We start from the raw sequence: 15,291 nt of genomic DNA, 5'->3' as shown, positions 1-15,291 counted from the left end.
AAAAATTTTCAAAAAAAGAACAACTTCCCTTCCTTCTATTTCTGAAAAAACAAAAAGGCTAGAACAATGTTCTAACCTTTTATCTATTATTTGGCAATATCAAATACAGTAGATTTGACAGTTGTCATAGCTTCAATAGAATATTTCACACCTTGTGTTCCAGCACCAGATTTTTTAGCACCAAGGAATGGGAAGTTATCTGTACCACGTTGTGTTTTGTTGTTAATGTGAACAGTACCCACTTCAAGTTGTTCAGCAATCTTGAATGCCAATGGGAAGTTGTTTGTAAATACAGAAGCTTGAAGACCGTATTCAGATTTGTTTGAAATTTCGATAGCTTCTTCAACTGAGTTTACACGGATAAATGGAAGGACTGGACCAAATGGTTCTTCCCAAGCCAAGCGCATGTCAGTTGTTACATTATCAAACAATACTGGGCTGATAAGGTTACCTTCACGTTTGAATGAGATAACTTCTTTAGCACCTTTTTCTTGAGCATCTTTGATAAGACCTTCAACATAGTCAGCAGCTTTTGTATCAATAAGTGGAGTGATATCAGCGTTATCTTCTGGCATACCAACAGTCAAGTCGTTAACAAGTGCAGAAACTTTTTCAACTAATTTGTCAGCAATGCTATCCATAACAAGAACACGTTTTACAGCTGTACAACGTTGACCTGAGTATCCATAAGCACCAGCAACGATGTTTTTAGCAGCCAAGTCAAGGTCAGCATCTTCAAGAATGATAGCTGAATCTTTACCACCAAGTTCAAGCATGATTGGACGCATACCAGCCAAGTGACCAATGTGTTCACCAACTGGTGTAGAACCTGTAAAGTTGATGTAGTTAACAGCTTCATGTTCTACAATGTAGTCACCGATAACTGAACCACGTCCTGTGATTGTATTGAAGACACCTGCAGGAAGTCCAGCTTCAGCAAATGCTTCAGCCAAAAGAAGACCTGAGATAGAACCTTGCGTAGGTGGTTTAAGGGCAACAACGTTCCCTGAAATAAGGGCAGGAGCAATCTTAGAACCCGCAAGGTTGATTGGGTAGTTAAATGGTGAAATAGCAAGCACCAAACCTACTGGTTCGCGACGAACGATAGCAATTTTTTTCTTGCTTGCTGGATCAAAGCTTCCACCTTCAAGAACTTCACCTTCAAGACGAACGCCTTCTTCAGCAGCATAGTTAATGATTTCAGCAGTACGAATAACTTCACCGACAGCTGATTTGTAACCTTTAGCGATTTCTTTAGAAAGAACAGCACCAATTTTTTCAGCATCACGCATCAAAATATCAGCTGCTTTGTGAAGGTATTCAGCACGTTCTACATATGAAAGTGCACGCCATGCTTTTTGAGCAGCTTTAGCTGATGCATAAACATAGTCAACTTCTTCTTGGCTCATTGCAGGAACAGAACCAAGTTCTTCACCAGTTGCGGGAGCGTAAATTTTGATTTCTTCTTTAGAAAGTTTCCACTCACCGTTGACGTAATTTTTATATTGTTTAGTCAAGCGATATCTCCTTTTAAATGTGATAACTCCATTTTATCACTTTTTTAGCTTTTTTCAATATTTTAACACGAAAAAATTCTGAAAATTTAGACAAAAACTTTGTGGTGTCAAATAGTTATAATTATAAAACTTATAAATAATGTTTATAATCCCATTGTAATACCTCTATGTGCTTGTAATATCAGAATTTAGTGAATTTTTTCAATTGAATAACTTTTTATTTTATTCGATAATCGTATATTTTTTCATTAGAAAAAACAGTAACATTTCAAATGAATTCAATTAGGATTTCCTGATTTTTAACATCAAAAAAAGCTTTTAACATTACGTTAAAAGCTTTCTCATGTTAATTAATCAACATTAACATATTCTTTGCTAAGTTCAAGAACTTCTTCCATTGTTGAGCATTCTGTAAGAGCGCGGTTAGCGTATTCTTGCATTTTAGCAGTGTCAAGTTTCTTCATCAAGCTACGTGTACGAAGAATTGATGTAGCTGACATAGAGAACTCGTCAAGCCCCATTCCGACAAGAAGTGGAACAGCTTTTTGGTCACCGGCCATTTCACCACACATACCAGCCCATTTACCTTCAGCGTGAGCTGCTTTGATAACGTTGTTAATCAAACGAAGGATTGATGGGTTGTATGGTTGGTAAAGGTATGAAACTTGTTCGTTCATACGGTCAGCAGCCATTGTGTATTGGATAAGGTCGTTTGTTCCGATTGAGAAGAAGTCAACTTCTTTCGCAAATTGGTCAGCAAGCATAGCTGCAGCTGGGATTTCAATCATGATACCAACTTGGATATCATCTGAAACGGCAACACCTTCAGCTTTAAGGTTTGCTTTTTCTTCATCAAAGATTGCTTTAGCAGCACGGAATTCTTTAAGAAGAGCAACCATTGGGAACATGATACGAAGTTGTCCGTGTACAGATGCACGAAGAAGTGCACGGATTTGTGTACGGAACATTGCATTTCCTGTTTCTGAAATAGAAATACGAAGTGCACGGAATCCAAGGAATGGGTTCATTTCTTTTGGAAGGTCGAAGTAAGGAAGTTCTTTATCCCCACCGATATCCATTGTACGAACCACAACTGGTTTACCATTCATGCCTTCAAGAACAGCCTTGTATGCTTCATATTGTTCATCTTCAGTTGGGAAATCTTGTGAATCCATGTACAAGAATTCTGTACGGTAAAGACCAACTGCTTCTGCACCATTAGCATTAACACCTTCAACGTCTTTAGGTGTACCAATGTTAGCTGCCAATTCGAAGTGTTTACCATCAGCTGTTACTGTTTCAGCATCTTTAAGAAGAGCCCATTCAGCTTTTTGTTTAGCATATGCTTCACCAGCAGCTTTAAATTCAGCAATTTCTTCATCTGTTGGATTGATGATAACATCACCAGTGATACCATTTACAGCTACGATATCGCCATCTTTAACGCGGCTAGTGATATCGTTTGTCCCAAGAACAGCGGCAATTTCAAGAGTACGAGCCATGATAGCTGAGTGACTTGTACGTCCACCAATGTTTGTAACAAAGGCTTTAACGAATTTTTTGTTCAATTGGGCTGTATCAGAAGGTGTCAAATCGTGTGCAATAACGATTGATTCTTCATCAATTGTAGCAGGGTTTGGAAGTTTAGCACCAAGAAGGTGAGCCAATACACGTTTAGCAACGTCGCGGATATCTGCGGCACGTTCTTGCATGTATGGGTTATCTTCCATTCCTTCAAAGATAGTGATGAACATATCAGTCACTTCTTTAAGTCCTGCTTCTGCGTTAGTTTGTTTTGCACGAATAGTTTCTTTAATTTGGCTGATCATTTCTGGGTCAGCAAGAACCATTAAATGTGCGTCAAATACGGCAGCTGCTTCTTCGCCAAGTGTTTCTACTGCTTTTTCACGTATAATAGAAAGCTCGTCTTGTGATGCTTTCAATGCGGCATCTAGGCGAGCTTCCTCTGCACTTGTATCTTCAACTGTAACAGTTTCAAATGACAAATCAGGTTGAACGAGTAGATACGCTTTAGCAACAGCAACACCATCAGATGCGGCAATTCCTTTAAGCATTTCTGTCATTTTCTTAAGCCAATCCTTCTTTTGTCATTGTTTCTTCGATTGCTGCAAGTGCGTCATCAGCGTCAGCACCTTCAGCAGAGATAGTTACGTCAGCACCTTGACCAACACCAAGACTCATAACACCCATGATTGATTTAAGGTTTACTGCTTTACCTTTGTAGTCAAGAGTGATGTCTGAAGCGAATTTGCTAGCTGTTTGAACAAGCAAAGTAGCTGGACGTGCGTGAATACCTGTTTCTGCAACAATGTGAAAATCTTTTGAAGCCATATTATGGTTCTCCTTTTATTTGTGTTTTTTCGGATTACCTTATGATAACCCTTACAAGCTATGATTATAGCATAAACCCTTTTTTATTTCAATAGTTAGGCAGCTTGTATGCGCCTTCTTTTTTGAAAAATTAAGGAAAAACGCCACTTTCAAGCTGTAAAATTACCTGTTTTTTTCAAAAATAAATAGAAACAAGTTGAACTCGCTTCCATTTATGATTTAATCTTTTTTCTCAGCTTTTTTCTTTTTTAGGGCTGCTGTTTGTTTACGAATCTCGTTAAAGAATGGTGCTGTTGTCAAGCTGAAATCTTTATAGTTTCGCAACATACGGCGTTGGTTAAAACGAAATGGCTGAACACCCTTGACTTTTAAATTCTCATTTAGCTGAAGTCTAAATTTCTCCAAGCGTTTACTAAAAGCTTCTCTTTGTTTAGTCCAGTCGTCAAATTCCGCTTTAACAGATCGAAGCAATCTTTCTTGCTCAGAACGAACATATTTTTCAACCGTTGCAGCTGCTTGTTGGAATTTCACAGTATCCATAACCGTCCAAATCAAATCTGCTGTCATGATAGAAACAATCGCTAAGGCAAACCAGCCATTCAAACGATTGATAACAGCCATGACCGTCGGCTGGACAAATTTAACAAGTATCAGAATACTAACTCCCCAAAAAAGTGAAATTTCAGGAGCAATCCAACCTTTGACATTACCAAATAAATTGCTATAATCCCAAAGCTTCATATGAAAGAAATGTTCCAAAAACCAGCCAGCCAAAAATTCAAAAATCGTCGCAATGAGCATGCCGCTGATAAAAAGGCCTAGTAGATTGTCTTGAAATGGTTTGGTCCCGATTAAAACCGTCGTCACCGCAAAGCCATAAACTGGACAATAAGGTCCAGCTAAGAAACCACGATAGGCAAACTTTTTATCATGGATGGAGCAATAAATGGTCTCCCATAGCCAACCGATAAATGAATAAATAAAAAATAGAAAAATAATATCCGTTATAGAATAGCCCATAAAACGTCAACCTCTAAATTTCAAACTATTCTCATTATAGCAAAAAACCTAGAACAAGACTTGTTCTAGGCTAGCTTTTACATATTTTCAATGAGTTTAGCTGCAAATTCACTTGTTGAGCAAGCGGCTTTTCCTTGCGCCAAATCTGCTGTAAATTGACCTTTGGCAAAAGTTGTTTCAATTGCTTGAGAAATCAAACTTGCAACTTCTGTCCATCCGATATAATCAAACAACATACAACCAGACAAAAGAACCGAACATGGATTAGCAATATCTTTTCCAGCAATATCTGGTGCAGTTCCGTGTGTTGCTTCAAAAATGGCATGACCAGTTACATAATTGATGTTTGCACCTGGTGAGATACCGATACCACCAACTTGAGCAGCTAGAGCATCACTCGCATAGTCACCGTTTAAGTTTGTCAAAGCGACAACATCAAATTTTTCAGGATTTAGTAGGATTTGTTGCAAGAAGTTATCGGCAATGATGTCATTCATAACCAATTTCCCACTTGCCAATTCATCAGCGTATTCACGTTCTGCAAGTTCGTAACCCCATTTGCGGAAACCACCTTCAGTGAATTTTTGGATATTTCCTTTATGAACAATTGTGACATTTGTTAGTTGATTAGCAAGGGCGTATTCAATAGCTGAACGAATAAGTCGTTCACTACCTTCTTTTGAAATTGGCTTGATACCGATACTACTTGATTCAGGAAAACGAATCTTGTTGACAGACATTTCATTTTGCAAGAATTCAATGACTTTTTTCACTTCTGCTGTACCAGCTTCCCATTCAATACCAGCGTAAATATCTTCAGTATTTTCACGGAAAATAGTAATACTTGTTTTTTCTGGTTCTTTAAGTGGACTTTCAATTCCTTTAAAATAACGAACTGGACGAACACAAGCATACAAATCCAATTCTTGGCGAAGCGTTACATTTAGTGAACGAATCCCGCCACCAACTGGTGTTTCTAGAGGTCCTTTAATAGCAATCAAATCTTCTTTAATTGTATCAAGCGTTTCTTCTGGTAACCATTTCCCAGTTGCTTCATGCGCTTTTTTACCAGCTAAAAGCTCATGCCATTCAACTTTTTTCTGACCTTGATAAGCTTTTTCAACAGCAGCGTCAAAGACAGCACGCGCATTTTTCCAAATGTCACGACCAACACCATCCCCTTCAATAAAAGGGATAATTGGATGATTAGAAACGACCAATTGGCCATTTTCTAAAGTGATTTTATCAGCCATAATTTTCCTTTTTTCCTTTCGTAATCTTTCTTAACGATCTTCAAGTGGAACATATTTCAAACCAAGTTCACCTTTATAACGAGAACGTGGACGAATCAATTTATTATGTTTTTGTTGTTCTTGAATATGAGCAATCCAACCAGCCACACGACTCATGGCAAAAATCAAGGTAAAGATTGAACTATCAATACCAAGCACATGATAAACTGTCGCTGAATAGAAATCAACGTTTGGAATCAAACCTTTAGTGTGTTTCATGTATTGTTCAATTTCACAAGACAAATTAAACCAAATTTCATTTTCAGTTCCTTCTGTCAAAGCTTGCGCCATTTCACGAAGATATTTTTCACGAGGGTCTTGTGTTTTATAAACACGGTGACCAAAGCCCATGATTTTTTCTTGTGAATCAAGTTTTTCTTTAAGGTAGGCTTTGGTATCACCCATTTCACGGATTTCAGTTAACATGTCAAAAACACGTTCATTGGCACCACCATGAAGAGGGCCTTTAAGCGTACCGATTGCTGTTGTCACACAAGAATAAATGTCTGCCAACGTTGAGGCACAAACACGCGCTGCAAAGGTTGAAGCATTTAATTCGTGGTCAGCATGTAGTACCAAAGCACGATTAAGAGCTTTAACTTGCAAGTCAGTTGGTTCTTCGCCGTTTAACATATAAAGGAAATTCGCCGCAAAACACAAATCTTTACGAGGTGCTACTGGAGTTTTTCCTTCACGCAAACGTGCAAAAGTTGCAATAATCGTTGGCATTTTAGCCATTAATTGAATGGATTGTTCGTAAGTTGCTTCTTCTGAGTTATCTTCTGCATTAACATTGTAAACACCTAGCAAACTAACTGTTGAACGAAGAACACTCATTGGATGCAAGTGATTACGTGATTGAATCATGATACATTGTACAACAGCATCACTGATTTCATAGTTATCACGAAGCAATTTCACAAAATCATCGAGTTCTGTCTTATTTGGCAAATGAAGGTTCCAAAGAAGGTAAATCACTTCTTCAAAACTAGCATCATTGTCCATTAATTCTGAAATATTGTAACCTGCATAAGATAAATTATCATTAATAATCGAGCTAATACGGGTATTACAGGCGATTAAATCTTTTAATCCACTTGATCCTGTCATATATTAAGCACCCCCTAATTTCTTTCTAACAACCATTGGTAGAATTCCGCCGTTTTTGTAGTATCGGATGTCAGCATCCGCATCAAAACGTACCATGGCTTTAAAGTGTTTTTCACCTGATTCATCACGCGCAATCACATCTACAATATCGTGAATACCAGGATTTTCTGAAAGGTTAATATCGTATGTTTCGTAACCTGTTAATCCAAGACTTTCAGCTGTATCACCTTCTAAGAATTGCAATGGCAACACACCCATCATGACAAGGTTTGAGCGGTGAATACGTTCAAAGCTTTCAGCAAGAACAGCTTTAACACCAAGAAGATTTGACCCTTTGGCAGCCCAGTCACGACTTGATCCCATACCATAGTCTTTACCAGCAATGACCAAAGTATCAACCTTATCTTCTTTATAATGCATGGCTGCATCGTAGATTGGCATTAATTCACCATTGTATTTTGTATAACCACCAATTTTACCGTCGGCTAATTGGTTTTGAATTCGAATGTTGGCAAATGTTCCGCGCATCATGACTTCGTGATTACCACGACGACTACCATATGAGTTGAAATCAAGGTAATCTACACCGTGTTCAGTCAAGTATTTAGCAGCAGGGCTATTTTTAGCGATGTTACCAGCTGGTGAAATATGGTCAGTTGTGACACTATCACCAAATTTAGCCAATGGTTTAAGGTTTTTAAGTGGTTTGATTGCTAAATCATCACCCAAGTTATCAAAGTATGGTGGGTTTTGGATGTATGTTGAGGCTTCATTCCAATGATAGATTTTACTTTCTTCTGTTGGAATTTGGTTCCACTTTTCACTGTCAGTGAAAACATGCTCATACTCGTGTTCGAACAATTCACGTGTGACAAATTGGTCAACGTATTTTGCTACTTCATCATTTGTTGGCATGATGTCTTTAAGATAAACTGGCTCATTGTTTTGATCAAAACCAAGTGGTTCTGTTGTCAAGTCAATGTTAGTATTTCCAGCGAGCGCATAAGCCACAACAAGTGGTGGGCTAGCAAGGAAGTTTGCTTTGACGAGTGGATTAACACGTCCTTCAAAGTTACGGTTACCTGACAAAACAGCTGACGCTAACAAATCGGTATTCGTAATTGCTTCAGCGACTTCTGGGCGAAGGCTACCTGAGTTACCGATACATGTTGTACAACCGTAACCGACAATGTTAAAGCCAAGTGTATCTAGGTAAGTTTGCAAACCAGAGTTACGAAGATAACCTGTCACCACTTTTGAACCAGGGGCAAGTGATGTTTTGACTGTCGGAGCTACGCGTAGACCACGTTCAACAGCATTTTTGGCAAGAAGTCCAGCTGACATCAACACGTAAGGATTTGAGGTATTCGTACATGACGTGATAGCTGCAATTGCCACATGTCCAGTCTTAATCTCAACATCTTGATCTTCAAAATGAACAGTTGCTGTTTTATTAATTTCATCAGCTGTTAGACCAAATCCTTGAACACCTGCTTCACGTACCAAGCTTTCTTGGAAAGTTTGTTTAGCTTGTGTCAAATCAATCAAATCTTGTGGACGTTTTGGTCCAGAGATACTTGGTGAAATAGTAGATAAATCAATTTCAACGACTTTAGTGTATTCAGCTTGATGTTCTGGATCGTAGAAAAGATTGTTACGTTTAGCATATTCTTTTGTCAATTCGATGTGAGTTTCATCACGGTTTGTCAAACGCATGTAGTTAAGTGTTTCATCATCGATTGGGAAATAACCACATGTAGCACCGTATTCAGGTGCCATATTAGCAATTGTCGCACGTTCTGCAAGACTAAGATTTGATAAACCATCACCAAAGTACTCAACGAATTTACCAACGACTTTTTCTTGACGAAGGACTTGTGTTACTTTAAGTGCCAAGTCAGTCGCAGTAGCAATTTTTGGTAATTTACCAGTCAAACGCACACCGATGACTTCTGGAATCGGGAAGAATGACGCTTCACCAAGCATTGCAGCTTCGGCTTCGATACCTCCGACACCCCAACCAAGTACACCAATACCATTAATCATTGTTGTGTGGCTATCAGTACCAAACATTGAATCAGGGTAAAGCATGCCATCTTTTTCAATGACAACATCACTTAAATATTCAATGTTAACTTGGTGGATAATTCCTGTTGCTGGTGGAACAGCACGGTAGTTATCAAATGATTTCTCAGCCCATTTCAAAAATTCATAACGTTCATTGTTACGTTTAAATTCCATGTTGATGTTATCTTCTAAAGCTGTGTCACAGCCAAAGAAGTCGACTTGAACACTGTGGTCAATAACCAAATCAACTGGGATTTCAGGGTTAATAAGTTCTGCATCACCACCGTTTGAAACAATGGCATCGCGCATTGAGGCAAGGTCAACCACAACTGGTACACCAGTGAAGTCTTGTAGGATAACACGACTTGGTTTGAATGGCACTTCGCCTTGGATGTTTTTAGGATTGTAAGTTGCTAAATTTTTAATGTGACTTTTTGTAACATCTACTCCATCATACTTTCTGAGTAAACTTTCAAGTAATATACGAATAGTGTAAGGGATTCTTTTGATATTTCCTCCATAATGAGAAACGGCTTCTTCAAGATTTAGGTAAGAATAGTCATTCTCTTTGAAAGAAAATTTAGATAAGAACTCTGTCATGTACGGACCCCCGATTATAATGATATTGTTTTTAATTATACAAAATTCAGAAAATTTTGTCAACATTAATTTACAGGTGCATGTCAGCTTTCCTGACATGGTGTGTTACTTGAAAACAGAAAGTCTGACAAACCCCGATATCACTACATTTTGTACCAATTATTCTTACCAGCCACTACATATGGTGTTTTTGTAAGCCTTTTTGGTTGCTTTTTTGGTATATTTTGGCTATTCTAATTAAACATTGAATTAAAAAAAGATAACGATATATGGAGGAAAGCCTAATGGCTAATAAAATTACACTTTTTTCAAAAAATAATTGCATGCAATGCAAAATGACCAAAAAACTTTTAGAAAAAGCTGGTGCTGATTTCCAAGAAATTAACATGGATGAACGTCCAGATATGATTGATTACGTTAAAAGTCTTGGTTTTACAGCCGCTCCAGTTATCAAAGCGGGCGAAATTGCCTTTTCAGGATTTCAACCAAATAAACTAAAAGAAATTATTTAACCGTCCTTCCATCTTGAATTAGAAAGGAATTACCTTACTCAATCTATGAACTAGGTAACTTACTTTATTTATGAGTCTTAAAAATCTTGGCGAAGTCTCTTACTTTCGCCTTAATAATGAAATCAACCGTCCAGTTAATGGACAAATCCCTTTAAACAAAGATAAAGAAGCTCTCAAAGCTTTCTTTCTTGAAAATGTCATTCCAAACACCATGACATTTACGACTATCATAGAAAAAATCAATTATCTGATTGCCAATGATTACATTGAAGCTGAATTCATCCGTAAATACTCACCAGACTTTATTGAAAACTTGGCTAAAGACTTGCAAGCTCACAAATTTCGCTTCAAATCTTTCATGGCAGCTTACAAGTTCTACCAACAGTATGCTTTAAAGACAAATGATGGCAGCCAATACCTTGAGAGTATCGAAGACCGTGTGCTCTTTAATGCCCTTTATTTTGCTGACGGAAATGAGGAGCTGGCACGTGATTTAGCGCTTGAGATGATAAACCAACGTTATCAGCCTGCGACACCTTCTTTTTTGAATGCTGGACGTAGTCGTCGTGGCGAATTTGTATCGTGTTTCTTGATTTCTGTGACAGATGATATGAATGCTATCGGACGTTCTATCAATTCAGCCCTACAATTGTCACGTATCGGAGGCGGTGTTGGTATTAGCCTTTCAAATCTGCGTGAAGCTGGCGCGCCAATTAAAGGCTACGAAGGCGCAGCCTCTGGTGTTGTCCCAGTGATGAAACTCTTTGAAGATAGTTTTTCATATTCAAATCAACTCGGGCAACGTCAAGGTGCAGGTGCTGTTTATCTCGATGTTTTCCACCCAGATATCATGGCTTTCTTATCTACTAAAAAAGAAAACGCTGATGAAAAAGTGCGCGTCAAAACCCTTTCGCTTGGGATCACCATCCCAGATAAATTTTACGAATTGGCCCGTAAAAATGAAGACATGTACCTCTTTAGCCCCTATAGTGTCGAGCGTGAGTATGGTGTGCCATACAGTTACGTCGATATCACAGCAGAGTACGACAAAATGGTCGCTAATCCCAACATTGTCAAAACCAAAATTAAAGCGCGTGATTTGGAAACTGAAATTTCCAAACTCCAACAAGAGTCTGGTTATCCCTACGTGATTAACATTGACACCGCTAATCGCACTAATCCAATCAATGGCAAAATTATCATGTCAAATCTCTGTTCTGAAGTTCTTCAAGTTCAAAAGCCAAGCATTATCAATGATGCCCAAGAATTTGTCAAAATGGGAACAGATATTTCATGTAATTTGGGATCAACTAACATCGTTAATATGATGACTTCTCCAGATTTTGGTCGCTCTATTAAAGCTATGACACGCGCTCTAACTTTCGTTTCAGACACGTCATCAATCGAAGCAGTGCCAACAATCAAGCACGGCAATGAACAAGCCCACACTTTTGGACTTGGTGCCATGGGACTTCACACTTATCTAGCCCAAAATCACATTCACTACGGAAGTCCAGAATCTATCGAGTTCACAAACATCTACTTTATGCTGCTCAATTACTGGACTTTAGTCGAGTCTAATCAGATTGCTCGCGAGCGTAAGCAGACATTTGTAGGATTTGAAAAGTCAAAATACGCGGACGGTAGTTACTTTGATAAATACATCACAGGTGAATTTGTACCAAAATCTGATCGCGTGAAAGAACTTTTTGCAGATCATTTTATCCCTAGTGGTAAAGATTGGGCTGAACTTCGTGATGCTATTATGACAGACGGGCTCTATCACCAAAATCGCTTAGCTGTTGCCCCAAATGGTTCTATTTCTTACATCAACGATGTCTCTGCTTCACTTCATCCAATTACGCAACGTATTGAAGAACGTCAAGAAAAGAAGATTGGTAAGATTTACTACCCTGCTGCTGGTTTGTCGACAGATACAATTCCTTACTACACGTCTGCTTATGATATGGATATGCGAAAAGTGATTGATGTTTATGCTGCAGCTACTGAACACGTCGATCAAGGATTATCACTCACATTGTTCTTGCGCAGTGACATTCCAGAAGGACTCTATGAATGGAAAACGCAAAGTAAACAAACTACTCGCGACCTGTCTATCTTGCGTCATTATGCTTTCAATAAAGGCCTTAAATCAATTTATTACATCCGTACTTTCACTGATGATGGGGAAGAAGTTGGTTCAAACCAATGCGAAAGCTGTGTGATTTAACTGAACACTTGTTATTGCTCCTAAAGGACCTAATAACAAGACGGCAACCGCTATGGCGGATTCCCTAGTTCACTTACTAACTTCATCAAATGACTATTATCAAGTCGTTTGGTTTCGTGTCGTGACTTTATTGAACACTTTATTTTATCTCTGTAGGCGTTACGACCCAAACAGGATAAAAGACATAACTTGAATCACTATTTGAAATGCCGGTCTTTTGGTTGGCTTTCTTACAACTACTCTTAGGAGAAATCAAAAAACATGACAACATATTATAAAGCCATTAATTGGAATGAGATTGAAGATGTCATTGATAAATCAACTTGGGAAAAATTAACAGAACAATTCTGGCTTGATACGCGTATTCCGCTGTCAAACGACCTTGATGATTGGCGCAAGCTTTCTGACCAAGAAAAAGATTTGGTCGGTAAAGTTTTTGGTGGATTAACCCTCCTTGATACCATGCAATCCGAATCTGGTGTAGAAGCGATTCGTGCAGATGTCAGAACACCTCACGAAGAAGCCGTCCTCAACAATATCCAATTTATGGAATCTGTCCACGCCAAATCATACTCTTCCATTTTTTCAACACTTAACACAAAATCAGAAATCGAAGCAATCTTTGAATGGACGAACAACAACGAATACTTACAGAAAAAAGCCAAAATCATCAATGATATTTATGAAAATGGCACTGCGCTGCAAAAGAAGGTCGCTTCAACCTTTCTTGAAACCTTCCTCTTTTACTCAGGCTTCTTCACCCCTCTTTATTATCTTGGCAACAATAAATTGGCAAATGTCGCTGAAATTATCAAGCTAATCATCCGCGATGAATCTGTCCACGGAACTTACATTGGCTATAAATTCCAACTTGGTTTCAATGAATTGTCTGAAAAAGAGCAAGATGACCTGCGTGATTGGATGTATGACTTGCTCTATCAACTCTATGAAAATGAAGAAAATTACACCAAAACACTTTATGACCAAGTTGGCTGGACTGAGGAAGTTCTGACTTTCTTACGTTATAACGCCAACAAAGCTCTCATGAACTTAGGGCAAGACCCGCTTTTCCCTGATACCGCAAATGACGTCAACCCAATCGTCATGAATGGTATTTCAACAGGAACTTCAAACCACGACTTCTTTAGTCAGGTCGGAAACGGATACCTTCTTGGTTCTGTTGAAGCTATGCAAGATGATGATTACAATTATGGCCTTGACTAAGCTTTTCAAGAAAAGGCGAAAAACGATTAGAATTTTCAAAAAATATTTTCGAACTGTCTTGACAAGAAAGTTTCTTTCATGCTAGACTATAAACAAATTGAATTCACAAAGGAGTGCCATCGGCTGAGATCGCATTTGCGAAATCCTGATAACCTGATCTCGTTAGGACGAGCGTAGGGATTGTGATATGACTTTTTTAAACGTGATTAAAATAGCATTGAACATATTATCAGAAAAGCTCCTTTGTGTTAGAAGGAGCTTTTTTATGTCGTCGAAGAATTCTCAATTGTCTGCTTTAATTGAGACTGCATTGGTTGCTGCTTTTGCTATGGCTTTATCTTATATTCCAGATTTTGCTAGCTGGTTCACCCCTTCATTCGGTGCGGTGCCAGTCGTCCTTTTTGCCCTACGTCGCGGTCCAAAGTACGGAACTCTAGCTGGTCTTATCTGGGGCTTGCTTCACTTCATTTTAGGTAAAGTTTGGTATTTGGCTTTGTCACAAGTTATCATCGAATACATCATTGCCTTTATCTCAATGGGCTTAGCTGGATTTTTATCTGCGCCATTTCAAAATGCTCTTTCTAAAGACAATAAAGGACGTGCTTTGATTTACTCTACTATCGGTGCCACACTTGCTGTTTTTGTCCGCTACTTCTGGCACTATGTCGCTGGCCTTATCTTCTGGGGAAGCTACGCACCAAAAGGCATGTCACCTTACCTTTATTCTCTCAGCGTCAATGGCACTGCTGGACTCTTAACTCTAGTCTTCGTCATTTTAGCACTAGCTATCATCATCCCAACACAAGGAAAACTTTTCTTGGTGAAGAAATAAAATCTTTATTTTCTAAGCTTAACACCATAAAAGCTAAGACAAATCGTCTTAGCTTTTTTCTATTACAGTTGTTTTGCCAAATTAATCATTTCAAGCACACCTTGAGCGCATTCGCTACCTTTATTACCTGCTTTTGAACCAGAACGTTCGATAGCTTGCTCGATATCCTCAGTGGTAATCACACCAAACATAACTGGAATATCGCTAGTGAGATTGATTTGTCCAACCCCTTTAGCCACTTCGTTACAGACCAAATCATAATGACTTGTTGACCCACGAATGACACTACCGAGGGTGATCACACCATCATATTTACCGCTGGCTACAATTTTTTTCGTCATAAATGGAATTTCAAAAGCGCCTGGGACCCAATAAACATCGATATCATCCTCAGCCACCTCATTTCTAACTAGACCGTCCACGGCACCACCTAATAATTTTGAGGTGATGAATTCATTAAAACGTGCCACAACGATAGCGATTTTCAAGTCTTTTCCGATAAATTTTCCTTCAAATGTTGTCATAATTATTCTCC

12 protein-coding genes and 1 riboswitch are annotated in these 15,291 nt (G+C 38.5%); of the genes, 4 read left to right on the top strand and 8 right to left on the bottom strand.

The window, feature by feature from the left end; translation table 11 throughout:
* Positions 1-86: 86 nt before the first annotated feature.
* The 7 genes from BMX18_RS04560 to acnA all read right to left on the bottom strand — a co-directional run bounded on the left by BMX18_RS04560 (position 87) and on the right by acnA (position 9,958).
* Positions 87-1,517: an NADP-dependent glyceraldehyde-3-phosphate dehydrogenase gene (locus BMX18_RS04560; protein ID WP_074563359.1), complete on the bottom strand. Its 1,431-nt coding sequence runs from the start codon at positions 1,515-1,517 to the stop codon at positions 87-89.
* Between the two features lie 350 nt (positions 1,518-1,867).
* Positions 1,868-3,601: a phosphoenolpyruvate--protein phosphotransferase gene (gene ptsP, locus BMX18_RS04555; RefSeq protein WP_093815317.1), complete on the bottom strand. Its 1,734-nt coding sequence runs from the start codon at positions 3,599-3,601 to the stop codon at positions 1,868-1,870.
* A 4-nt stretch (positions 3,602-3,605) separates the two neighbouring features.
* On the bottom strand, positions 3,606-3,869 hold the full coding sequence (locus tag BMX18_RS04550; RefSeq protein WP_003064009.1) for a phosphocarrier protein HPr: 264 nt from the start codon (positions 3,867-3,869) through the stop codon (positions 3,606-3,608).
* A gap of 219 nt (positions 3,870-4,088) precedes the next feature.
* Positions 4,089-4,889, bottom strand: a complete 801-nt coding sequence (locus BMX18_RS04545) for a putative ABC transporter permease (RefSeq protein ID WP_093815315.1) — start codon at positions 4,887-4,889, stop codon at positions 4,089-4,091.
* 77 nt (positions 4,890-4,966) lie between these two features.
* On the bottom strand, positions 4,967-6,142 hold the full coding sequence (icd, locus tag BMX18_RS04540) for an NADP-dependent isocitrate dehydrogenase (protein ID WP_093815313.1): 1,176 nt from the start codon (positions 6,140-6,142) through the stop codon (positions 4,967-4,969).
* 30 nt (positions 6,143-6,172) lie between these two features.
* Positions 6,173-7,291 (bottom strand): citrate synthase, encoded by a 1,119-nt coding sequence (locus BMX18_RS04535; protein ID WP_039697180.1) that lies wholly within the window; start codon positions 7,289-7,291, stop codon positions 6,173-6,175.
* Positions 7,292-7,294: 3 nt separating this feature from the next.
* The gene (gene acnA / locus BMX18_RS04530) at positions 7,295-9,958 is read right to left on the bottom strand and encodes an aconitate hydratase AcnA (protein ID WP_093815311.1); all 2,664 of its coding nucleotides are present in this window, start codon (positions 9,956-9,958) and stop codon (positions 7,295-7,297) included.
* Between the two features lie 284 nt (positions 9,959-10,242).
* On the opposite strand from acnA, the gene nrdH reads away from it, so the two are divergent.
* The 4 genes from nrdH to thiT all read left to right on the top strand — a co-directional run bounded on the left by nrdH (position 10,243) and on the right by thiT (position 14,756).
* Entirely contained in the window at positions 10,243-10,470 is a 228-nt protein-coding gene (gene nrdH / locus BMX18_RS04525; RefSeq protein ID WP_043895000.1) for a glutaredoxin-like protein NrdH, read from the top strand.
* Positions 10,471-10,540: 70 nt separating this feature from the next.
* A complete protein-coding gene (gene nrdE / locus BMX18_RS04520; RefSeq protein WP_093815309.1) occupies positions 10,541-12,700 on the top strand; it encodes a class 1b ribonucleoside-diphosphate reductase subunit alpha in 2,160 nt (719 codons plus the stop codon).
* A gap of 261 nt (positions 12,701-12,961) precedes the next feature.
* Positions 12,962-13,924, top strand: coding sequence for a class 1b ribonucleoside-diphosphate reductase subunit beta (gene nrdF / locus BMX18_RS04515; protein WP_093815307.1), 963 nt, complete (start codon positions 12,962-12,964; stop codon positions 13,922-13,924).
* Positions 13,925-14,023: 99 nt separating this feature from the next.
* Positions 14,024-14,121, top strand: a riboswitch (TPP riboswitch).
* A gap of 68 nt (positions 14,122-14,189) precedes the next feature.
* On the top strand, positions 14,190-14,756 hold the full coding sequence (thiT, locus tag BMX18_RS04510) for an energy-coupled thiamine transporter ThiT (RefSeq protein WP_093815305.1): 567 nt from the start codon (positions 14,190-14,192) through the stop codon (positions 14,754-14,756).
* 62 nt (positions 14,757-14,818) lie between these two features.
* Here thiT and ribE read toward each other — a convergent pair whose 3' ends face one another.
* Positions 14,819-15,280 (bottom strand): 6,7-dimethyl-8-ribityllumazine synthase, encoded by a 462-nt coding sequence (ribE, locus tag BMX18_RS04505; RefSeq protein ID WP_093815303.1) that lies wholly within the window; start codon positions 15,278-15,280, stop codon positions 14,819-14,821.
* Positions 15,281-15,291: the final 11 nt, after the last annotated feature.

Origin of the sequence: Streptococcus sp. 45 (assembly GCF_900108865.1) — a bacterium.
Lineage (GTDB): Bacteria > Bacillota > Bacilli > Lactobacillales > Streptococcaceae > Streptococcus > Streptococcus ruminicola.
The sequence above is the reverse complement of the archived record's forward strand: the minus strand, read 5'-3'. Positions and strand labels throughout refer to the sequence as shown.